18 protein-coding genes are annotated in these 22,350 nt (G+C 67.8%); 9 read left to right on the top strand and 9 right to left on the bottom strand.

Annotation, left to right across the window (positions count from 1 at the left end):
• Positions 1 to 43: 43 nt before the first annotated feature.
• The 6 genes from U8331_RS07655 to ald all read right to left on the bottom strand — a co-directional run bounded on the left by U8331_RS07655 (position 44) and on the right by ald (position 8,182).
• Positions 44 to 1,264: a hypothetical protein gene (locus tag U8331_RS07655; protein WP_481130473.1), complete on the bottom strand. Its 1,221-nt coding sequence runs from the start codon at positions 1,262 to 1,264 to the stop codon at positions 44 to 46.
• Positions 1,265 to 1,449: 185 nt separating this feature from the next.
• Positions 1,450 to 2,757 carry a replication-associated recombination protein A gene (locus U8331_RS07650; RefSeq protein WP_481132922.1) on the bottom strand — a complete coding sequence of 436 codons (1,308 nt, stop codon included), beginning with the start codon at positions 2,755 to 2,757 and terminating at the stop codon, positions 1,450 to 1,452.
• 174 nt (positions 2,758 to 2,931) lie between these two features.
• Positions 2,932 to 3,666, bottom strand: coding sequence for a hypothetical protein (locus U8331_RS07645; protein ID WP_481130472.1), 735 nt, complete (start codon positions 3,664 to 3,666; stop codon positions 2,932 to 2,934).
• 142 nt (positions 3,667 to 3,808) lie between these two features.
• Positions 3,809 to 4,438 carry an outer membrane lipoprotein periplasmic chaperone LolA gene (gene lolA, locus U8331_RS07640; RefSeq protein ID WP_481130471.1) on the bottom strand — a complete coding sequence of 210 codons (630 nt, stop codon included), beginning with the start codon at positions 4,436 to 4,438 and terminating at the stop codon, positions 3,809 to 3,811.
• Between the two features lie 199 nt (positions 4,439 to 4,637).
• Positions 4,638 to 6,998 (bottom strand): DNA translocase FtsK, encoded by a 2,361-nt coding sequence (locus tag U8331_RS07635; RefSeq protein WP_481130470.1) that lies wholly within the window; start codon positions 6,996 to 6,998, stop codon positions 4,638 to 4,640.
• Between the two features lie 113 nt (positions 6,999 to 7,111).
• Positions 7,112 to 8,182: an alanine dehydrogenase gene (ald, locus tag U8331_RS07630; RefSeq protein WP_481130469.1), complete on the bottom strand. Its 1,071-nt coding sequence runs from the start codon at positions 8,180 to 8,182 to the stop codon at positions 7,112 to 7,114.
• Between the two features lie 253 nt (positions 8,183 to 8,435).
• On the opposite strand from ald, the gene trxB reads away from it, so the two are divergent.
• The 4 genes from trxB (at position 8,436) to infA (ending at position 11,684) form a co-directional block, all read left to right on the top strand.
• On the top strand, positions 8,436 to 9,389 hold the full coding sequence (gene trxB / locus U8331_RS07625; protein WP_481130468.1) for a thioredoxin-disulfide reductase: 954 nt from the start codon (positions 8,436 to 8,438) through the stop codon (positions 9,387 to 9,389).
• A gap of 82 nt (positions 9,390 to 9,471) precedes the next feature.
• Positions 9,472 to 10,638 carry a GNAT family N-acetyltransferase gene (locus U8331_RS07620; protein WP_481132921.1) on the top strand — a complete coding sequence of 389 codons (1,167 nt, stop codon included), beginning with the start codon at positions 9,472 to 9,474 and terminating at the stop codon, positions 10,636 to 10,638.
• 40 nt (positions 10,639 to 10,678) lie between these two features.
• Complete coding sequence (gene aat / locus U8331_RS07615; protein ID WP_481132920.1) at positions 10,679 to 11,362, top strand: leucyl/phenylalanyl-tRNA--protein transferase; 684 nt, start codon at positions 10,679 to 10,681, stop codon at positions 11,360 to 11,362.
• A 103-nt stretch (positions 11,363 to 11,465) separates the two neighbouring features.
• Positions 11,466 to 11,684 carry a translation initiation factor IF-1 gene (gene infA / locus U8331_RS07610; RefSeq protein WP_031372296.1) on the top strand — a complete coding sequence of 73 codons (219 nt, stop codon included), beginning with the start codon at positions 11,466 to 11,468 and terminating at the stop codon, positions 11,682 to 11,684.
• Between the two features lie 186 nt (positions 11,685 to 11,870).
• Here infA and clpA read toward each other — a convergent pair whose 3' ends face one another.
• Together clpA and clpS are read right to left on the bottom strand one after the other, a co-directional pair.
• Entirely contained in the window at positions 11,871 to 14,141 is a 2,271-nt protein-coding gene (gene clpA / locus U8331_RS07605) for an ATP-dependent Clp protease ATP-binding subunit ClpA (protein ID WP_481130467.1), read from the bottom strand.
• 141 nt (positions 14,142 to 14,282) lie between these two features.
• Positions 14,283 to 14,603 carry an ATP-dependent Clp protease adapter ClpS gene (gene clpS, locus U8331_RS07600; protein WP_481130466.1) on the bottom strand — a complete coding sequence of 107 codons (321 nt, stop codon included), beginning with the start codon at positions 14,601 to 14,603 and terminating at the stop codon, positions 14,283 to 14,285.
• Between the two features lie 97 nt (positions 14,604 to 14,700).
• Here clpS and U8331_RS07595 point away from each other — a divergent pair, with 97 nt between their 5' ends.
• From U8331_RS07595 to acnA, 4 genes are all read left to right on the top strand, one after another.
• Complete coding sequence (locus U8331_RS07595) at positions 14,701 to 15,180, top strand: NUDIX hydrolase (RefSeq protein ID WP_481130465.1); 480 nt, start codon at positions 14,701 to 14,703, stop codon at positions 15,178 to 15,180.
• Between the two features lie 10 nt (positions 15,181 to 15,190).
• A complete protein-coding gene (gene mnmA, locus U8331_RS07590) occupies positions 15,191 to 16,315 on the top strand; it encodes a tRNA 2-thiouridine(34) synthase MnmA (RefSeq protein WP_481130464.1) in 1,125 nt (374 codons plus the stop codon).
• A 20-nt stretch (positions 16,316 to 16,335) separates the two neighbouring features.
• Positions 16,336 to 16,935 (top strand): high frequency lysogenization protein HflD, encoded by a 600-nt coding sequence (hflD, locus tag U8331_RS07585; protein ID WP_481132919.1) that lies wholly within the window; start codon positions 16,336 to 16,338, stop codon positions 16,933 to 16,935.
• A gap of 134 nt (positions 16,936 to 17,069) precedes the next feature.
• Positions 17,070 to 19,829, top strand: a complete 2,760-nt coding sequence (gene acnA / locus U8331_RS07580; RefSeq protein ID WP_481130463.1) for an aconitate hydratase AcnA — start codon at positions 17,070 to 17,072, stop codon at positions 19,827 to 19,829.
• Between the two features lie 142 nt (positions 19,830 to 19,971).
• Here the strand turns inward: acnA and U8331_RS07575 are convergent, their stop codons facing one another.
• The gene (locus tag U8331_RS07575; protein ID WP_481130462.1) at positions 19,972 to 20,397 is read right to left on the bottom strand and encodes a nuclear transport factor 2 family protein; all 426 of its coding nucleotides are present in this window, start codon (positions 20,395 to 20,397) and stop codon (positions 19,972 to 19,974) included.
• A gap of 182 nt (positions 20,398 to 20,579) precedes the next feature.
• On the opposite strand from U8331_RS07575, the gene U8331_RS07570 reads away from it, so the two are divergent.
• Entirely contained in the window at positions 20,580 to 22,256 is a 1,677-nt protein-coding gene (locus U8331_RS07570) for a long-chain fatty acid--CoA ligase (RefSeq protein ID WP_481130461.1), read from the top strand.
• The last annotated feature ends 94 nt before the right edge of the window (positions 22,257 to 22,350 follow it).

The following is a 22,350-nucleotide window of genomic DNA, read 5'->3' as shown; positions in this document are numbered from 1 at the left end:
AGCTGTGCATCGCGCCGCGGCAGAGGCCGCGGCGCTTCGGCAGTTACTGGCCTACGGTCAGGTTGGCCTGCACCGTCACGCCCTGCTGGATCAGCGAAGCCGCACCGCTGTTCTGCGCGGTCACCATGATGCCGGCGGCGGCATTGGCCGAACCGGACATGTTGTTGGCCATGCTGAAGCTGCCGGCGCTGTTGGCCACGGAGCCACCCGCGCCCCCGGCACCGCCGTCGCCGCCATTGCCGTTGCCGCCGGAGCCGGCGCCGCCGGATGCCGAACCGCCCGCGCCGCCGGCGCCGGTGGTGGCCATCGCATCACCGCTGACACCCGAGTCGGAACTGCTCGAAGCGCCCGAAGCCGCACTGGCCGTCGCGTCTGACGTCGACGCGCCCGAGGTCGCGGTGGAAGCGGAATCGGCGGCCGAATCGGCATTCGCGTTGCCTGCGGCACGTTCGCGGGCCCGTGCGACCGAATCCGCACCCGAGCCGGCATCGGCGTCGGTGCTTGCGCCCGAGCTGCCGCTCGCGCCCGCATCACCGGTATCGGCGGCTGAACCGCCCAGCCGCACGCTGGCCGCGATGGCCGCTCCGCTGTCGCCGCCGTCCGCGCCATTGCCCACACCACCCGTGCCGGAACCACCGGCACCGACGCCACCGGCGCCGCCATCGCCGCCACCGGCACCACCGGTGTTGTTGGCGACATTACCGATGTCGTACACGCTCACGCCCGATACTGAGCCGTTGAGCTCGGTGTTGGCGATGGCCTGGTTGGTGTTGAACGAGCTCGCCCAGTTGGCGCTCGCGGTGCTGTTGTTGTTGGCGGCGGCGCTGCCCTGCCCCGAGGCATCGGCACGGCCGCGGTTGTTGCGGTTGTTGCCGCTGTGGTCGTCGGACGCATCCACGTCCAGCATGAGGTCCACACCCACGTTGGTGGCGTTGTTGTCGCCGTTGCCGGCTTCGTCGGCCGACTGTGCCCACGCCGGGGCGGTGAAGCCGAGTGCGAGGAATACCGCTGATGCCACGAGTGTTCTACGAATGCGCATTGTCGTTCTCCTGAAGTTCGCGCCGAACCGACCGCGAGGGGGACGCGGTCGGGGGCGACGCAAGAGACAACACGCATGGCCAGTGCCAGCAGGGTTCAGCATCGCGGGAGACCGCGGGGACGCGCGCAGGCTTGCCGAACGCGGACAGGGGCACGCCGATTTCGCGGAATGGCGGTGCCGCTTGCCGGATTTGGTTTCAACATTGAAACGGATCGGTCGCGCCATCCGGCACGCGGTGAGGCGAACCCCACTTGGGGGCCTTCGACAGGCGGGCATAAAGGGGCCCGACTGCCCGGCTGATTGCTCTGCGCGAGGTGTTTCAAACCTGATACACAATCGTTCGGCCGAATACCGCACGAGGCCGATTGGAGAACATAATCAACAGGTTCCGCAAACCTTCTCGTGCATAGTCAGAGCATCGGGCCCGGTACCGCGCCCGCCACGGCATCACTTGCCCCACGCTCCTTCTCGCGCGCTTCACGCAGGCGGTCGAGTTTTTCCTTCAACTTGATCTCCAGACCACGTTCCACCGGCCGGTAATAGACCCGCTCGCCCATGGCGTCGGGAAAGCCGGTCTGGTCCAGCGCCACACCGCCCTCGGCGTCGTGGTCGTACTGGTATCCCCTGGCATAGCCCAGTTGCTTCATGAGCTTGGTCGGCGCGTTACGCAGGTGCAGTGGCACGTCCTGGGTGCCGTGCTCGATGACATCACGCCGGGCCGCCTTGAAGGCGACGTAGGCGGCGTTCGACTTCGCGGTGCTGGCGAGGTAGATCGTCAGCTGCGCCAAGGCCAGCTCGCCCTCCGGGCTGCCAAGCCGCTCGTAGGTATCCCAGGCTTCCAGCGCCATTGTCTGCGCGCGGGGGTCGGCCAGTCCGATGTCCTCGGTCGCCATCCGGGTCAGCCGGCGGGCAAGGTAGACCGGGTCGCAACCGCCATCGAGCATGCGCGCCAGCCAGTACAGAGCGGCGTCCGGATTGGAGCTGCGCACCGACTTGTGCAGTGCCGAGATCTGGTCGTAGAACTGCTCGCCACCCTTGTCGAAGCGGCGGGTGCGGTCGGCCAGCACCTGGACCAGGGTGGCTTCGGTGATCTCGCCGGCCTCGTCGCCGGACAGCTCGGCGGCGATCTCGAGCAGGGTCAGGCCGCGGCGCACATCGCCGTCGGCCGCCGCCGCGATCTGGTGCAGGGCGTCGTCGGAGACCCGGAGCCCCTGCCCCGCCAGCCCCCGCTCGGCGTCTTCGAGTGCACGCCGCAATGCGAGTTCGATGTCGTCGGCCGAGACCGCTTCCATCACGTGCACCCGGCAGCGCGACAGCAACGCGGAGTTGAGCTCGAACGACGGGTTCTCGGTGGTGGCGCCGACGAACAGGATGGTGCCCCGCTCGATGTGCGGCAGGAACGCATCCTGTTGCGCCTTGTTGAAGCGGTGCACCTCGTCGACGAAGAGCACCGTGCGGCGGCCATCCGTGAACCGCTGGGCGGCCTCGGCCAGCACCACCCGCACGTCGGGCAGTCCCGACAGTACCGCGGAGATGGCGCGGAACTCGGCGTCGGCGTACCGGGCCAGCAACAACGCGAGGGTGGTCTTGCCGCAACCCGGCGGCCCCCACAGGATCATCGAGTGGACCCGGCCGGATTCCACCGCCCGGCGCAAGGCGGAACCCTCCGCAAGCAGGCGACGCTGCCCGACCATCTCGTCGAGCGTGCGGGGCCGCATGCGCTCGGCCAGGGGCCTCAAGCTCTCGCTGGCGCTGTCGTCGTTCAGCAGATCATCGGCGGAAACGGGGGGAGTGCTGCGGCGCGCCACGCGAGGCCTTCCAGAGGGGAGCGGGACACCATAGCGAAAGCCGCCCGGAGCGTCCTGCCCCGCGGGTCCAGCCGCCGGCGGTGCCTAGCGGACGGCTACGGCGGGATCGGTCTCGTCGGCCCAGTTCGAAGTGGTGCCGAGCTCGTAATCCACCCGCACCCACTCCTGCGCCTGCCGGTCGTACAACCCCTGGATCTGCGCCGGAGTGGTCCCTTCGGCGGCAAAGTCAGCGGTACCCAGTGCCTTGACCTGCAGGTAGCGTTGCCCCGCTTCGGCCGTGGTCACGCTCGTGGTGACAAGCTCCACCGGCTGGCCGGCGAACTCCGCGTCGAGCGCTGCGTCCACCCGCTGGTCAAGCTCGCGCGCAAGCGTCGATTCCAGAGCGATCGCGCGGGTGTCCGGGTCGGGGTCGCCCAGCACCAGCGCCGGCTCGGTCGCCACGGCGTTGCGGGTGTCGAACAGGGTCTCGAACTGGAAGGCGATCCACGAGGGGTCGTCACCGATCCGCAGGCGCCCGCTGCCGGCGACGACGCGATCGCGCAGGCTCGCCGGCTCGACGGCGACCGAGTCCAGCCGGACCTCGACCTTCCGCTCCCCGAACTGGGTGGAGATCGCGCCGATCACCGCCGCGGCCAGCGTGTCGTTCATCGCCTGGGCGGCTTCGATACGGGACCCGGACTGAGGCTCAAGCGCGGTTGCCTGGATCCACGTCGGTGCCGCCGTCTGCTGGCCGTGCGCGATCGCAACGGAGGTCAGGACGCCGCAGGCTGCCATGGCGGCAACGGCGAGCGGGCGATACAGAGGATGACGGCTTCGCATGAGAGATGTCCCCGGCGTCCGGACGACGCTTTGGCGACACTCTGGACCAGCGGTCGTCGACGCCCCGTGAGGCCAAGTCATTGAAAGTGAACGATTCTCCGTTCACCTTCCTGCACGGTTCAGCGAATTTCGCCGGGGATGCTCAGCGCTCGCCGATCACATCCACGCCCTTGGGCGGCGCGTACTTGAACGTGTCTGCCGCGAACGCCGGGTTGCGCTCCCAGCCCTTGAACCCGATCTCGGTGCGCTGGCCGATGGCATCGACCACCTCCATCTTCGCCAGGGCGGCGTCGTTGAATCCAAGGCGCGCCGAGCGGAAGCTCGCTTCCCTGCCCTCCTTCGGGGTCAACTTCAGCCAGGACAGGCCGCCGGCCTCGCCGGTTTCCTCGACCACGAACATTGCATCGAGACGGGCGGGCTCGAACAGCGCGGCCAGCGGGCTGCTCTGTTCCTCGAGTCCCTGCGGCCGCACCGTCACCTGCGCGAGGTCGGGGTCGTAGATCCAGACCTTCTCCCCGTCGGCGACGATCAGCTGCGGGTACGGCTTGATGTATTCCCACCGGAACAGGCGCGGCACCGAGAGCTGCACCTCCCCACTGGAAGTTTCCTTCAGCCGCCCCTGGGCGGTGTAGACCTGCTGGACGAAGTCGCCGTCGAGGCCTTTGAGCCCGGTGGTGAACGCTTCGAGGTCATCGCGGGCGCCGGCGAATGCGGTGCCGGCGGCGAGAGCGCCAAGCAGCAGGCCGGTGGTCCAGCGGGTCAGTGCGGTCATGGAAGGCTCCAGAGATGACGGGGTCGATCGGAAGCGAGTGTGGGCGATCGAAGCTGAATAGGTCTTCGACATTCTGCGCTGCATTCAGCTGGCCCACCCGGCGGGGCAGCCAGTCCGGGAGGCCGGGCAGATGCACGACTGGATGCGCTCGCCTCGCAGATCACGTGGCTCACCCCCTACCGGACGGAGGCCCGGAGGATCAGTCCCTCGGCGGCGGTGGCGCCAGCACGCTGCGGTCGCCGTTGTGCTCCGCGGGAGAGACAACCCCGGCGGCCTCCATCGCCTCCACCAGCCGCGCAGCGCGGTTGTAGCCGATCTTGAGCCGGCGCTGCACGCCGGAAATCGACGCCCGCCGGGTCTCGGTGACGACCCGGACCGCTTCGTCGTACAGCGGGTCGGACTCGTCGCCGCTGCTGGCGGTCTCCGGCAGGCCGGTCGCGCCGACCACCACGCCGTCGCCCATCGTCTGCACGTCTTCCAGCACGCCCTCGATGTAGTCCGGCCGGCCGCCGATCTGCTTGAGGTGCTCGACCACGCGATGCACCTCGTCGTCGGACACGAATGCGCCGTGCACGCGCTCGGGCATCGCCGTGCCCGGCGGCAGGTACAGCATGTCGCCGTTGCCCAGCAGCGCCTCGGCGCCGGACTGGTCGAGGATGGTGCGCGAGTCGATCTTGGACGAGACCTGGAACGCGATGCGGGTCGGAATGTTCGCCTTGATCAGGCCGGTGATGACGTCGACCGACGGCCGCTGGGTCGCCAGGATCAGGTGGATGCCGGCCGCGCGCGCCTTCTGCGCCAGCCGCGCGATCAGCTCCTCCACTTTCTTGCCGACGATCATCATCATGTCGGCGAATTCGTCGATGAAGATGACGATGAACGGCAGCGGCTCCAGCTGCGGCGGCGCCTCGTCGATCTCCGGATTCGGCTTGAACAGCGGGTCGAGCATCGGCTGGCCGGCGTCGATCGCGTCGCGCACCTTCTTGTTGAAGCCCGCCAGGTTGCGCACGCCCACCGTCGACATCAGCTTGTAGCGGCGCTCCATCTCCGCCACGCACCAGCGCAGGCCGTTGGCGGCCTCCTTCATGTCGGTGACCACCGGCGCCAGCAGGTGCGGGATGCCCTCGTAGACGCTCAGCTCGAGCATCTTCGGGTCGATCATCAGCATCCGCAGGTCCTTCGCCGACGCCTTGTAGAGCAGGCTCAGCACCATCGCATTGACCGCGACCGACTTGCCCGAGCCGGTGGTGCCGGCGACCAGCAGGTGCGGCATGCGCGCCAGGTCGGCCACGGTCGGGCGGCCGGAGATGTCCTTGCCGAGCGCCAGCGTCAGCGGGCTGTTGGACTTGTCGTACTCCTTCGATCGCAGGAGTTCGGACAGGTAGATCATCTCGCGCTGGGTGTTCGGCGTTTCCAGGCCGATCACCGACTTGCCCGGGATCACGTCGACCACGCGCACCGACTTGACCGACAGCCCGCGGGCGATGTCCTTGTCGAGCGAACTGATCTGGCTGACCTTGATGCCCGGCGCCGGCTCGATCTCGAACCGGGTAATGACGGGTCCCGGATACGCACCGACCACGTTCGCGTCGATGCGGAAATCCTTGAGCTTGAACTCGATCTGCCGCGACAGCGTCTCCAGCGTTTCCGGGCTGTAGCCCTTCGGCTGCGGCTTCGGGTCGTCGAGCAAGGCGAGCGGCGGAATGCCGGTGCCGTCGCCGGTGTGGAACAGCGGAATCTGGGTCTCGCGCTTGGCCCGGTCGCTCTTTTCGACCGTGGGCGCTGCCGGCGGTTCGATCTTCACCGGCGCCCGCTTGGCGCGCAGCTCGGTGTCGACCTTGCGGACTTCCTCGCGCTCCTCGCGCATGGCGCGGGTCTGCTGCCACTCGCTGGCCTGGCGGCTGCCGCGACGGAAGAGCTTCTGCAGCACCGGGCCGAGCGCGAGCACCCACTGGCCGATGCGGTCCATCACCGTGAACCACGAGATGCCCGTCGCCAGCGTCACCGACACCAGCAGCAGCGCCAGCAGGAACAGGTTGCCGCCGACCGGCCCGAAGCCGCTGTACAGCGAGCGCCCGACCAGTTGGCCGAGGATGCCGCCGGCGCCTGCCGAGAAATCAATCACCGGCCCGATGCGGAGCTGCAGCAGGCCGGTGGCCGAAACCAGGAAGCCGACGATGCCGACCAGCCGCAGCGCCGGACCGAACTCGGCGTCTTCCTCGATGTCGGCGTCGGTCCTGAACAGCGCGATCCAGGCGATCAGCCCCAGCACCACCGGCAGCAGGAAGGCCACGTAGCCGGTCAGGTAAAGCAGGATATCGGCCAGCCAGGCCCCGACCTGCCCGCCGCGGTTGTGCAGCGGCGCGGTGACGCTGCCCGATTGCGACCAGCTCGGGTCGGTCGGCGAGAACGTGAACAGGCAGACCAGCAGGTAGAGCAGTAGGGGCGCGATCAGGATCAACGCGATGTCGCGCGTCAGCCGCTGCCGCCGCGAGGACGGCTCGGCGCGGTTCGGATCGGAGCTCTTCTTCCTGCGGCTTGCGGTTGAGGCTTGCGCCACCGTGATGCTCTGCCTTAGCTAGGTTCCGTTAGTCGTTGAATATACGGAATAAACGACTTACGCGACAGCGAAGCCCGCGCGCCGCCAGGTGGCGACGGCGGGCGATGCGCTCTTTACAGCTTCATGTCCAGCAGTGCCGGGTGGACCAGCTTGCCGGCTTCCACGTTGACGCCGCGGACCAGTGCTTCGTTGTCGCGCCAGCTGTCGCCGGCCGCGAGCTTGTTGACCCAAGGCAGGATCGCCGCGCAGATCGCCTGCGAGCTGGTCTGCGGCACCGAACCGGGCATGTTGGTCACGCAGAAGTGGGTCACGCCCTCCTCCACGTAGGTCGGCTCCTTCCAGGTGGTCGGGCGCGAGGTCTCGAAGCAGCCGCCCTGGTCGATCGAGATGTCGACCACGACGCTGCCGTCCTGCATGCCCTTGAGCATCTCGCGGGTCAGGACGCGCGGGGCCTTGGCGCCGGTCACCAGCACCGCGCCGACCACGAGGTCGGCGGAAGCGACTTCGCGGGCGACCACGTCGTGGTACGGGTACAGCGCGGTCACGTTCGGGCCGAGCTGCATCATTTCGTCCATGCGGTCCTGGCGCATCTCGAACACGACCACGTTCGCGCCACCGGCCGCGGCCAGCGCCGCCGCGGCACCGCCGGCCTTGCCGGCACCGAACACCACCACCTTGCCGCGCTCGGTCGACGGCAGGCCGCCCAGCAGCTTGCCCTTGCCGCCCTGAGGCATGTGCAGCAGCGTGGTGCCCACCTGGGTGGCGATCTTGCCGGCGATGATCGACATCGGCGCCAGCAGCGGCAGATCGCCATTGGGCAGCTCGACGGTCTCGAACGCGACGCCGGTCAGGCCGATGTCGAGCAGCTTGCGGGTCAGTTCCGGCTCGGCGGCCAGGTGCAGGTAGCAGAACAGCAGGTGATCCTTGCGCAGGTGCTGCAGGTCGCCGGCGATCGGCTCCTTCACCTTCACGATCAGCTCGCCCTTGGCGTACAGCTCGGCGGCGTCGGCGGCGATGTTCACGCCCAGACGGGTGTATTCCTCGTCGCTGAAGCCGCTCTTGACGCCCGCGTCCTTCTCCAGCCAGACCTCGTGGCCACGCTTGACCAGGTCACCGGCGGCGGCCGGGACGAGTGCGACGCGCCCTTCGAGGGTCTTGGTTTCCTTGGGTACACCGATACGCATTGCGATGCTCTCCGCTATGCCAGAAAAAACGCCGCGCGATGCGGCGTGGCTGGACAGGTTGTCTGGGTTTCGATCCGTCGTCGATGCCACGGCGCCTGAAACACTGCGTCCGTGGTGGCTGCCTTGTTTTGCCGGGACGCCGCCGCCAAGCTATGGCTCGAGCCGGCCGCGGTCGCCACTGCTGTAGCCAGTGCGCCGCGGCCTTTGTTTCGCGCCCTTTCGCGGCGCGTCCCGCTATTCCGCGATTATACCCATGACCCCAAGCAAGCACGCCCGCCTGATCATCCTCGGCTCCGGCCCCGCCGGCTGGACCTCGGCCGTCTACGCCGCCCGCGCCAACCTCAAGCCGCTGGTGATCACCGGGCTGCAGATGGGCGGCCAGCTGATGACCACCACCGAGGTCGACAACTGGCCGGGCGATGCCCACGGCCTGATGGGCCCGGACCTGATGGCGCGCATGCAGGCGCACGCCGAGCGTTTCGACACCGAGGTGGTGTTCGACCACATCCACAGCGCCGACCTGTCCAAGCGCCCGTTCCGGCTGACCGGCGACAACGGCGAGTACACCTGCGACGCGCTGGTCATCGCCACCGGCGCCAGCGCCAAGTACCTGGGGATCGAGTCCGAGCAGAAGTACATGGGCAAGGGCGTGTCGGCCTGCGCCACCTGCGACGGCTTCTTCTACAAGGACCAGGACGTGGCGGTGATCGGCGGCGGCAACACCGCGGTCGAGGAAGCGCTGTACCTGTCCAACATCGCGCGCAAGGTGTACCTGGTGCACCGCCGCGACAGCCTCCGCGCCGAGAAGATCCTGCAGGACAAGCTGTTCGCCAAGGCCCAGGCCGGCAAGATCGAGCTGGTCTGGGACCATACCGTCGACGAGGTACTGGGCGACGACTCCGGCGTCACCGGCATGCGCCTGCGCTCGACCAGGGACGACGCCACCCGCGATATTCCGGTCAACGGCTTCTTCGTCGCGATCGGCCACACCCCGAATACTTCGCTGTTCGAAGGTCAGCTCGAAATGAAGAACGGCTACCTGCAGATCACTTCCGGGCTCGGTGGCAATGCCACCCAGACGTCGGTTCGCGGCGTGTTCGCGGCGGGCGACGTCGCCGACCAGGTCTATCGCCAGGCGATCACCTCCGCCGGTTTCGGCTGCATGGCGGCTCTGGATGCGGAGAAGTTCCTCGACCTGGAGGGCTGATCCCCGTCCCTAATCGGATGCGCCGATCGTGAGCTCGCGCCGGGAACCGACCGGCAATCTTCCCCGCCCGCCCCCGGGACGGGTGGTGGTGCGCGAGCTCGATCGGCTGGACGAAGTCCCAGCCGCGCAATGGGATGCACTGCACGACGGCACCCATCCGTTCGTGACGCACGCCTTCCTGGCGGGGCTCGAACAACACGGCTGCGTCCGCACCGATTGGGGCTGGACTCCGCGGCACCTGACCTTGTGGCAGGACGACGCACTGGTCGCCGCCGCGCCGGGCTACCTCAAGCAGAACTCGCACGGCGAGTTCGTGTTCGACCACGCTTGGGCCCACGCCTACGCGGAGCACGGGCTGGACTACTTCCCCAAGCACCTGTGCGCCGTGCCCTACTCGCCGGTGACCGGGCCGCGGCTGCTCGCCGGGGATGCGGCGTACCGGCGGCAGTTGCTCGATGCCCTGGTGGCGCTGTCAACGCGCCATGGCTGCTCGTCGGCCCATGTCAATTTCCATCTGGAATGCGAGGACGCGGCGTTCGGGACCGACTGGCTGCCCCGGATCGACGTGCAATACCACTGGCGCAACGACGACGGCTGGCGTGACTTTGCCGACTACCTCGGCGCGTTCGACCACCGCCACCGCAAGAACATCCGCCAGGAACGGGCCAAGGTCGCGCGTGCCGGCATCGAGGTGCGCGTGGTGGAGGGGGCGGACATCGGCGAGCGCGACCTGGCGGCGATGCACGGCTTCTACCTGCGGACCTTCGCCGAATACGGCAACCATCCGGCCCTGACCCTGCCCTTCCTCCGCCATCTGGCACAGGCGACGCGTTCGCTGGTGCTGTTCCTCGCCGAGCGCGACGGTATCCCGGTAGCGGGCGCGCTTTGCCTGCGCGGCGCAGATACTCTGTACGGGCGCTACTGGGGCGCCGTCGAAACCGTCCCGGGCCTGCATTTCGAGACCTGCTACTACCAGGGCATCGAGTACTGCCTGCGGCACGGCCTTGCCCGTTTCGAGCCGGGCGCCCAGGGCGAACACAAGCTGGCCCGCGGCTTCCTGCCCACCCTCGTCCGCAGCCGCCATTGGGTGGCGCATCCGGTTTTCCGGGAAGCCCTGCGCCCCTGGTGCCACGAGGAAGCGGCATCCGTCAGGCGTTACATGGCCGCGCTGGAGGCCCGCTCTCCCTTCAGGGAAGCACGCGCCGCAGGCCTGCCGATGGACCCGGACCGTGCCGATCCGCCTGCCTGAACTGCCCGCCGATCCCGCGGCGCCCTTCCCGCCCGTGGACATGGCGCTACGCGACCCTGACGGCCTGCTCGCGATGGGCGGGGACCTGTCACCGACGCGCCTGCTCAACGCATACGGCAGTGGCATCTTCCCGTGGTATTCGGAAGGTCAGCCGCTGCTCTGGTGGTCACCCGATCCGCGCACGGTGTTCCGCACCGACGGTGTGCGGTTGTCTTCGCGCCTGCGCCGCGACCTGCGCCGTTCCAGCTGGACGGTGCGCGCCGACACCGCGTTCGACCGGGTCATCGAGGCCTGCGCGACGGTGGCTCGTCCCGGACAGCATGGCACCTGGATCACCCTGCAGATGCGGCACGCTTATCAGGAGCTGCACCGTCTCGGCCATGCCCATTCAATCGAGGTGTACGACGGAGCCGACCTGGCAGGCGGGCTGTACGGGGTCGCGGTCGGCCGGATGTTCTTCGGCGAGAGCATGTTCAGCGCGCGACCGGGCGGTTCCAAGGTCGCGCTCGCCGGCCTCGCCGAACGCCTGCATCGCTGGGGTTGGCCGTTGCTCGACGCGCAGGTCGAAAACCCCCATCTGCTGAGCCTGGGTGCCGAAGCCTGGCCCCGCCGCCAGTTTCTGGGAACGGTTGCGGTACTGGTGGGGGACGATGGTCCCGTCGGCAACTGGACGGCGGTTTTTGGCGAGCTGCCGACCTCGGAGCTGGGGCGACCGCGCGGATGAATGGCGCCGACGGGCATTTTTGCGCGAACCGGCCCGACGTGGCAGAATGCCCGGCTTCGCGGCCGCGTTTCGCGCCGCCCTGCAGGTAGCAACCAGGAAACACATGGCAAAAGACGACGTGATCGAATTCGAGGGCACGGTGGCGGAAACCCTTCCGAACACCATGTTCCGTGTGCGTCTCGAAAACGGGCACGAAATCATCGCCCACATTTCCGGTCGGATGCGCAAGAACTACATCCGCATCCTGACCGGCGACAAGGTGAAGGTCGAAATGACGCCCTACGATCTGACCAAGGGCCGCATCACCTACCGCATGAAGTAGTTGCAGTAACGCATTGAAAGAAAAGGCGGCCATTGGCCGCCTTTTTGCTGTGCGCATCGTCGCGGCGCGAGGGTACAGCTGAGAGCGACTCCGTTGTAGGAGCGACATCAGTCGTGGCCTGTACATCGTCACCAACGTTCAGCGGGTCGCGACTCACGTCGCTCCTACAAAGAAGCGCCTTGCCACCTACACCGTAGCCGGCAGCAGCTTCTCCGGCTCGGCCTGCGCATCCACCACCAGCTCGCCGTCGCGCACGTCGATCGTGACCCGGCCGCCGCCGACCAGCTTGCCGAACAGCAACTCGTCGGCCAGCGGGCGCTTGATCCTGTCCTGGATCACCCGCGCCATCGGCCGCGCACCCATCATCGGGTCGAAACCGTGCTGGGCCAGCCAGTCGCGCGCGTCCGGGGTCGCGTTGAGGGCGACGTCCTTCTCGTGCAGCTGCGCTTCCAGCTCGATCAGGAACTTGTCGACCACCCGCAGGATGTGCTCGAAGCCCAGCGCCTGGAACTGCACCACGGCGTCCAGCCGGTTGCGGAACTCGGGGGTGAAGCCCTTGCGGATCACTTCCATCGCATCGGTGCTGTGGTCCTGCTTGGTGAAGCCGATCGAACGGCGCGAGGCCTGCGCGGCACCGGCGTTGGTGGTCATCACCAGGATCACGTTGCGGAAGTTCGCCTCGCGGCCGTTGGTGTCGGTCAGGGTGCCCCGGTCCATCACCTGCAACAGGATGTTGAAGATGTCCGGGTGGGCCTTTTCCACCTCGTCCAGCAGCAGCACGCAGTGCGGCGTCTTGACGATCTTCTCGGTCAGCAGTCCGCCCTGGTCGAAGCCGACGTAGCCCGGGGGCGCGCCGATCAGGCGGCTGACCGAATGCGGCTCCATGTACTCGGACATGTCGAAGCGCACGAGTTCGATGCCCAACTGCAGCGCCAGCTGGCGGGTGACCTCGGTCTTGCCGACACCGGTGGGACCGGCGAACAGGAAGTTGCCGATCGGCTTCTCGGGGTTGCCGAGGCCCGAGCGGGCCAGCTTGATCGCCGAGGTCAGCGACTCGATCGCCGGGTCCTGCCCGAAGATCACCATCTTCAGGTTGCGCTCGAGGTTGCGCAGTACGTCCTTGTCGGTCGCCGAGACCTGCTTGGCCGGGATCCGCGCCATCTTGGCGACGATCGTTTCGATCTCCTCGACATCGATGTTGGCCTTGCGCACGTCCTCCGGCAGCAGCCGCTGGCGCGCGCCCGCCTCGTCGATCACGTCGATCGCCTTGTCCGGCAGCAGCCGGTCGCCGATGTGCTTCACCGACAGGTCGACCGCGGCCTGCAGCGCGTCGTCGGCGTAGGTGACGCCGTGGTGCGCCTCGTATTTCGGCCGCAGCCCCTGCAGGATCTCGAACGCCTCGCCGACGGTCGGCTCGACGATGTCGATCTTCTGGAAGCGCCTCGCCAGTGCGCGGTCCTTCTCGAAGATGCCGCGGTACTCCTGGAAGGTGGTCGAGCCGATGCAGCGCAGCTCGCCCGACGACAGCGCCGGCTTGATCAGGTTGCTGGCGTCCATCGTGCCGCCGCTGGCCGAGCCGGCGCCGATGATGGTGTGGATCTCATCGATGAACAGCACCGCGCCCTCGATCTTCTTCATCTGGGCGAGCACCGCCTTCAGGCGCTTCTCGAAGTCGCCGCGGTATTTGGTGCCGGCCACCAGCGCGCCGAGGTCGAGCGCATAGATGGTGGCGTCCTCCAGCACCTCGGGCACGTCGCCGTCCACGATGCGCTTGGCCAGGCCCTCCGCAATCGCGGTCTTGCCGACGCCGGCCTCGCCGACGTAGAGCGGGTTGTTCTTGCGGCGGCGGCACAACACCTGGATGGTCCGCTCGACCTCCTCGGCGCGGCCGACCAGCGGGTCGATCTTGCCGTCGCGGGCCAACTGGTTGAGGTTGACCGCGAACTCGGTGAGCGCATCGGCCTTGCCGTCCTCGCCCTCGACCGACTGGGCTTCACCGTCAGCGTGGTGCGCATCGCCCTCGCCCTGCTTGGCGATGCCATGAGACAGGAAATTCACCACGTCCAGCCGGGCGATGTCCTGCTGGTTGAGGTAGTACACCGCGTGCGAGTCCTTTTCGCCGAAGATCGCCACCAGCACGTTGGCGCCGGTGACCTCCTTCTTGCCGGAGGACTGGACGTGGTAGACGGCGCGCTGCAGCACGCGCTGGAAACCGAGGGTCGGCTGGGTATCGCGGTCGATGTCATCGGGCAGCACCGAAACCGAGGTGGCGATCGCCTGCTCGAGGTCGCCGCGCAGCCGCGGGAAATCGGCGCTGCACGCCTTCAGCACGGTTTCGGCCGAAGGGTTGTCGAGGAGCGCGAGCAGCAGGTGCTCGACCGTCATGTACTCGTGGCGCGCTTCGCGTGCGCGCTTGTAGCACTGGCCGATGCTGAACTCCAGGTCCTTGCTGAACATTGGGATGCCTCTGAAAGCTGTTGCGGTCCGAAATGGGGGTGCCCGCAAGCTTTTCCATGTCACCCCTGAACGTTCAGACCGGTACCGTGGCGATCGGTTCCACTTGGTTCATGAAGCGGGATCGGTCCCGCGGATGCGGTGTCAGGCCTTTTCCATGGTGCACAGCAGGGGGTGCTGGTTGAGTCGCGAGAATTCGTTGACTTGCGCCACTTTCGATTCCGCCACTTCGCGCGTGAAAACCCCGCAAACGCCCCGCCCCCGGGTGTGGACATGAAGCATGATCTGCGTCGCCTTTTCGGCGGTCATCGGGAAAAAACGCATCAGCACTTCCACCACGAAATCCATCGGGGTGTAGTCGTCGTTCAGCAGCAGCACCGAGTACAGCGGCGGCCGGGCGACTTCCGGTTTACCGGCTTCGACGAGCGTGCCGTGGTGGTGGTCGTGTTCGGGGGATCGCGGCATGGCGCGATTATAGGGTGACGCTGCCAGGCGGCGCGATGGACGCCCGCGCGCCGCCACGGGCAGAATGCCTGCTGCTCTCCACTCGCACACGGTCCCCTTGAGTTATCGCGAAGGCCGCTTCTGGCAACCCGACGTGACCGTCGCCACCGTCGTCGTGCGCGACGGGCGGCTGTTGATGGTCGAGGAAATGGTGGGCGGGCAACGCGTGCTGAATCAGCCGGCGGGCCACCTCGAACCCGACGAAAGCCTGCTCGATGCCGCCCTGCGTGAAACGCGCGAGGAAACCGGATGGGACGTGCAGCTCACCGCCTTCATCGGCGCTTACCAGTGGAAAGCCCCGGTCCGGCCGGACGGCACCGGCGGGCGGCAGTACCTGCGATTCGCCTTCGCCGCCGAACCGCTTGTGCACGACCCCGACCGCCGCCTTGACGACGGCATCGTGCAGGCCCTGTGGCTGACTCCGGCCGAGTTGCAGGCCGCCTCCGCCTCGCACCGCAGTCCGCTCGTGTGGCGCACCGCGGCCGACCACCTGGCGGGGCGCCGCCATCCGCTCGACCTCGCCTGCCAGCTGGCGTGACCCATCGGCGATGAACACCCGCACGCCACGCACCATTGTCGGCCTGTCCGGCGGAGTGGACTCGTCGGTCGCCGCCCTGTTGTTGCGCGATGCCGGCGAGCCGATCGCCGGGCTTTTCATGCAGAACTGGGCCGATGACGGCAGCGGAGACTGCCGCGCCGAGGACGACCGCCGCGATGCCGTGGCCGTAAGCGGCCGGTTGGGGATCCCGATCCACTTCCGGGACTTTTCCGGCGAGTACTGGGCCGGCGTGTTCGAGCACTTCCTCGCCGAGTACGCCCGGGGCCGCACGCCGAACCCCGACGTGCTGTGCAACCGCGAGATCAAGTTCAAGCATTTCCTCGAGGCCGCACAGGGTCTCGGCGCCGAATACATCGCGACCGGGCACTACGCCCGGGTCGTGCGGGAGGACGGTCGCTGGCAACTGTTGCGCGCGGTCGACCGGAGCAAGGACCAGAGCTATTTCCTGCACCAGCTCGGCCAGGCCCAGCTTGCGTCGACCCGTTTTCCGCTGGGCGACCTGCCCAAGCAGGCAGTCCGGGCGATGGCGGCCGATGCGGGCCTGCCCACCGCCGCCAAGAAGGACTCGACCGGCATCTGCTTCATAGGCGAGCGCGACTTCCGCGAATTCCTCGGCCGCTACCTGCCCGCCCGCACCGGCGAGATGCGCACCCCTGACGGCCGCGCCGTCGGCGAGCACCCGGGCGTCTTCTACTTCACCCTGGGCCAGCGCGAGGGCCTCAACCTCGGCGGCGTGCGCGGGTTCGAGCCCGCGCCCTGGTACGTCGTGGGCAAGGATGTCGGCGCCAACGTGCTGTACGTCGACCAGGGCCACGACAGCCGCTGGTTGCTGTCGACACAGCTGTGGTCGGAGCGGGCCCACTGGATTTCCGGCGAGGCGCCGCGCGGCCGCCTGCGCTGCACGGCGCAGACCCGTTACCGGCAGCCGGACGAGCCCTGCGAGGTCAGCGTCCAGGACGACAGGACGCTGGAAGTCCGCTTCGATCGCCCCCAACGTGCGGTAACGCCGGGCCAGTCGCTGGTGCTCTACGACGGCGACACCTGCCTCGGCGGCGCGGTCATCGCGACGACCGACGCTCCGCTCGAACAACGCTTGAAGGCACAGACCGCATGACCGACCGCTCCACCGATCCGATGCAGGAGCGCGTGCTTGCGCTCGCCGGGCTCGCGCAGGCCCTCGCCCAGGTGCGCCGCATCGCCGATACCGGCCAGGCCAACGAAGGGATCCTGGGCACCGCGCTCGATTCGGTATTCCGGATCGATGCCGAATCACCGGCCGCCGTCTACGGCGGGCGCGCCTCGCTGCGTCCCGGCCTGACCGTGCTGCGCGACTACTTCGGCAACCGGGCCCGGGACGAACAATTGCCCCGCCTCGCGCTCGCGGTGATGCAACTCGAACGCCGCTTCGTCCGCGACGAGGCGATGGCGGAGAAGGTGCTTCGCGGAATCCGCGCGCAGGCAGGCACCGCAGAGGCGTCCGGCAGCACCCATCCGGACGTCCTGGCCGCGCTCGGGGCGCTGTACGCCGATACCCTCAGCCAGTTGCGCCCGCGCGTGCTGGTGCAGGGAAATCCGCACTACCTGGGGCAGGCCGCGGTGGTGGCGGAAGTGCGGGCGGTACTGCTCGCCGCGGTCCGTTCGGCGGTGCTGTGGCGCCAGATGGGCGGCAGCCTGTGGGACTTCCTGCTGCGCCGGCGGGCCATGGTGGATGCCATCGAGGCGCTGCTGCGGTAATCCGGAAATGGCCTTCAGTGAACCCTGCGTTCCGGCAGGAAAACACTGAATCCGGCATAATTACGGGGCTCGGACGCGGGTTCCCGCAGCTTCCCGCGTCCTTCCCTCTGCTGCCCCCAGCCACGGAGCTCCCAATGGCCGACTCCTTCGCCACCCGCGCGCAACTCGACGTCAACGGCAAGTCCTACACCTATTTCAGCCTGCCGACCCTGGGCAAGCAGTTCGACCTGGGCAAGCTGCCCTACTCGATGAAGATCCTGCTGGAGAACCTCCTGCGCCACGAGGATGGCGGCATGACGGTCGGCAAGGAGCACATCGAGGCGGTCGCCCAGTGGGACGCCAAGGCCGAGCCGGATACCGAGATCGCCTTCATGCCGGCGCGCGTGGTGCTGCAGGACTTCACCGGCGTGCCGTGCGTGGTGGACTTCGCGGCGATGCGCGACGCGGTCAGCCGGCTGGGCGGCAACGCCGGCCAGATCAACCCGCAGATCCCGTCGGAACTGGTCATCGACCACTCGGTGCAAGTCGACGTGTTCGGCCGCCCGGACGCACTGGACCTCAACGGCAAGATCGAATTCGAGCGCAACGCCGAGCGCTACAGCTTCCTGCGCTGGGGCCAGAAGGCGCTGGAGAACTTCAAGGTGGTGCCGCCCAACACCGGCATCGTCCACCAGGTGAACCTGGAGAACCTCGCCCGCGTCGTCATGGAGCGCGAGGTCGACGGCCAGCTGCTGGCGTTCCCGGACACCGTGTTCGGCACCGACAGCCACACCACCATGATCAACGGCATCGGCGTGCTGGGCTGGGGCGTGGGCGGCATCGAGGCCGAAGCCGCGATGCTGGGCCAGCCGTCGTCGATGCTGATCCCGCAGGTGGTCGGCTTCAAGCTGACCGGCAGGCTGCCGGAGGGCGCGACCGCCACCGACCTGGTGCTGACCGTCACCCAGATGCTCCGCGCCCACGGCGTGGTCGGCAAGTTCGTCGAGTTTTTCGGCGACGGCCTGCAGCACCTGCCGCTGGCCGACCGCGCGACGATCGCCAACATGGCACCGGAGTACGGCGCCACCTGCGGCATCTTCCCGGTCGACGCCGAGGCAGTGCGCTACCTGCGCCTGTCGGGTCGTAGCGACGAGCAGATCGCGCTGGTCGAGGCCTACGCGAAGGCCCAGGGCATGTGGCACGAGCCGGGCGCACCCGAGGCGACCTACTCGGCCACGCTCGAGCTGGACATGGGCGAGGTCAAGCCCTCGCTGGCCGGCCCCAAGCGCCCGCAGGACCGCGTGCTGCTGTCGGACATGCAGGCCAACTTCCGCAAGAACGTCACCGGCCTCGTCGCCAACCGCACGGCCGGCGCCGGCAAGGCCCGGATGGACGCCGAGGGCGGCGCGCAGGACCAGGCCGACCAGTTGGCCGCCAGTCCGGTTTCGCGCATCAACGTCCAGGACCAGGACGTCGAGCTGCGTGACGGCTCGGTCGTGATCGCCGCGATCACCTCCTGCACCAACACTTCCAACCCGGCGGTGATGCTCGGCGCCGGCCTGCTGGCGCGCAACGCCGCCGCCAAGGGCCTGACCTCGGCGCCGTGGGTCAAGCCGTCGCTCGGCCCGGGCTCGCGCGTGGTCACCGACTACCTCCAAAAGGCCGGCGTGCTGACCGACCTGGAGAAGCTCGGCTTCTTCGTCGTCGGCTACGGCTGCACCACCTGCATCGGCAACTCCGGCCCGCTGCCGGAAGCCGTGTCCAAGGGCATCGCCGAGAACGACCTGGCGGTCGCGTCGGTGCTGTCGGGCAACCGCAACTTCGAAGGCCGCGTGCACTCCGAAGTGAAGATGAACTACCTCGCCTCGCCGCCGCTGGTGGTCGCCTACGCCATCGCCGGTACGGTCGACATCGACCTGACCTCCGAGCCGCTGGGCAAGGACCGCGACGGCAACGACGTCTACCTGCGCGACATCTGGCCGAGCAACAAGGAGATCGGCGACGTCATCGCCGCCACCGTCGGGCCGGAGCTGTTCGCGCAGAACTACGCCGACGTGTTCAAGGGCGACAGCCGCTGGAACAGCATCGCCTCGCCGGAGGGCGAGTCGTTCGAGTGGGACGGGGCCTCGACCTACATCAAGAACCCGCCCTACTTCGATGGCATGACCATGGAGGTCGGCGCCATCGAGGACGTCCACGGCGCCCGCGTGATGGGCCTGTTCGGCGACTCGATCACCACCGACCACATCTCGCCGGCCGGCAACATCAAGAAGGATTCGCCGGCGGGCCAGTTCCTGCAGTCGCGCGGCGTGCAGCCGGCCGACTTCAACAGCTACGGCAGCCGTCGCGGCAACGACGACGTGATGGTCCGCGGCACCTTCGCCAACATTCGCATCAAGAATCTGATGATGGGCGGCGAGGAAGGCGGCAACACGTTGTACTTCGCGAAGGACGGCGGCGCCGGCGAGCGCATGGCGATCTACGACGCCGCCATGAAGTACAAGGCCGAGGGCACTCCGCTGGTGGTGTTCGCCGGCAAGGAGTACGGCACCGGCTCGTCGCGTGACTGGGCGGCCAAGGGCACGATCCTGCTGGGCGTGAAGGCGGTCGTGGCCGAGAGCTTCGAGCGCATCCACCGCTCCAACCTGGTCGGCATGGGCGTGCTGCCGCTGCAGTTCCTCGAGGGCGAGAACGCGCAGACCCACGGCCTGGACGGCTCGGAGACGATCGACGTGGTCGGCCTGCAGGACGGCGCCGCCAAGCGTGCGACCGTCGTCGCCCGCAAGGCGGACGGCAGCGAGAAGCGCTTCGACGTGCACGTGATGCTGCTGACGCCGAAGGAAGTCGAGTACTTCCGCCACGGCGGCATCCTGCACTACGTGCTGCGACAGCTGGCTTCTAAGAAGGCGGCGTAGGTCCGGTTCGGCGTGGAGCGGCAGACGCGCGCTCCACTCGACTGTCCAGAAAAAGAGCGGCCCGGGCCGCTCTTTTTCTTTGTGTCATCCCCATCACGGGCGACACAGTCAGGACGAATGGCGCGGCTGTCGTGCCGCAGGTTCAGTCACCGCGCTCCCAGTCCGCGCTGGTCAACCGCCACTCCCCATCGTCGATCCGCCAACCGGTTTCCATCCGATAAATCCGAGCGGCGTCCGGCAGCGCCCGCGGACCGCCGCCGGTCACTACCGCGGTGAAGCGGACGGAAGCGCGCGCTCCGTGCATTTCCACTTCGAGAGGCCCCAAGGTCGTCCCGATCTCGCGATGGCGCAGGAACACCAGGCCCGCCAGCCGGCGCGCGCCGTCCCGGTCGAGCCCGTCCGACCCGATGAAGTCATCCGCCAGCAGATCCTCCACCGCGTCGGCGTCGCGCCGTTCGACCGCCGCCTGGAGTGCGGAAGCGGTGTCCCGCAGGGCCTGCTCGTCCGGCTCCTTCGCACAACCCGCCAGGCCCACCCACAGCGCCAGTGAAACCACCGCACGCACCATCCACCTGTCCATCAGACATCCCCGATCGGTACACCGCATCGTGCTACGGCCGGCGCCGCCGAACGCGCCCGGGCGCTCCTTGCCAGCCCTTGGGCCCTATGCTCCAATCGCTGCGACACCGTACCGGGCCGCATCGACGCCACTGCGATGCACCGCAAGAACAGACCGATCAGGGGGAATGCATGAGTGCCGAACGTCCTTGGCTTGAACAGTATCCGGACGGCATTCCGTCGCAGATCGACGTCGACGAATTCCCGTCGGTGGTGGCGGTGCTGCAGAACGCGATCGACAACTATCGCGACCGGCCCGCGTTCGCCAACATGGGCAAGGCCCTGACCTACGGCGACATCGACACGCTCAGCGCGCAGTTCGCCGCGTATCTGCTGGGCGAGCTGGGGCTGAAGAAGGGCGACCGCGTCGCCATCATGATGCCCAACTGCCTGCAGTACCCGATTGCGACCTTCGGCGTCCTGCGTGCGGGGCTGACGGTGGTGAACACCAATCCGATGTACACCGCGCGCGAGCTGAAGCATCAGCTGGTCGACTCGGGGGCGAGCGCGATCCTGGTGCTCGACAACTTCGGCGCCACCGTCCAGCAGGTGCTGGCCGACACGTCGATCAAGCAGGTCATCACCACGGGCCTGGGTGACATGCTCGGCTTCCCCAAGGGGCCGATCGTCAACTTCGTGCTGCGGCACATCAAGAAGATGGTGCCGGACTATCACATCCCCGGCGCGGTCCGCTTCCGCGACACGCTCGGACTCGGTCGCCGGCACCCGCTGCCGCAGGTGGAAGTGCGTCCGGACGACATCGCGTTCCTGCAGTACACCGGCGGCACCACCGGCGTGGCCAAGGGGGCGATGCTGACCCACCGCAACCTGGTGGCGAACATGCAGCAGGCCGCGGCGTGGGTGGGCACCAACGTGAAGCCCGGCGAGGAGGTGATCATCACCGCCCTGCCGCTGTACCACATCTTCGCGCTGACGGCGAACGGACTGGTCTTCATGAAGTTCGGCGGCCTCAACCACATGATCACCAACCCGCGCGACATGCCCGGCTTCGTCAAGGAGCTGAAGCACACGCCGTTTACCGCGATCACGGGTGTCAACACCCTGTTCAACGGGCTGCTCAACACCCCGGGTTTCGAGGACGTCGACTTCTCGCGCCTGCATCTCACCCTCGGTGGCGGCATGGCCGTGCAGCGCTCGGTGGCCGAGCGCTGGAAAAAGGCCACCGGCTGCACCCTGGTGGAGGCCTATGGCCTGACCGAAACCTCGCCGGCCGCCTGCATCAACCCGCTGGACGTGGCCGAGTACAACGGTTCGATCGGCCTGCCTATCCCGTCCACCGATGCCTGCGTCAAGGACGAGGACGGTGCGATGCTGCCCGTGGGCGAGGTCGGCGAGCTCTGCATCAAGGGCCCGCAGGTGATGAAGGGCTACTGGCAGCGCCCGCAGGAGACCGCCGAGGTGATCGACGCCGACGGCTGGCTGCACACCGGCGACATGGCCAGGATGGACGAGAAGGGGTTCTTCTACATCGTCGATCGCAAGAAGGACATGATCCTGGTGTCCGGCTTCAACGTGTATCCCAACGAGATCGAGGACGTCATCGCCATGATGCCGGGGGTGCTCGAGGTCGCCGCGGTCGGCGTGCCCGACGAGAAGTCCGGCGAGGCGGTCAAGGTCGTCATCGTCAAGAAGGATCCGGCACTCACCGCCGAACAGGTCCTGCAGCACGCGCGGGGCAACCTGACCGGCTACAAGCGGCCCCACTTCGTCGAGTTCCGCAAGGAGCTGCCCAAGACCAACGTCGGCAAGATCCTCCGACGGGAATTGCGCGACTCCAGCAGCAACTGAGTCCCACAACACAATCTTCATCCTGACGCCCGCAGATTCGAGAAATCTTGCGGGCGTCACGTTTTGGGGCCATAGAATCAATCGTCGGGCGCAG

The organism is Lysobacter sp. CC-YZS074 (assembly GCF_056739745.1).
Note: the sequence above shows the minus strand (reverse complement) of the source record. Positions and strands in the feature narration are given on the sequence as shown.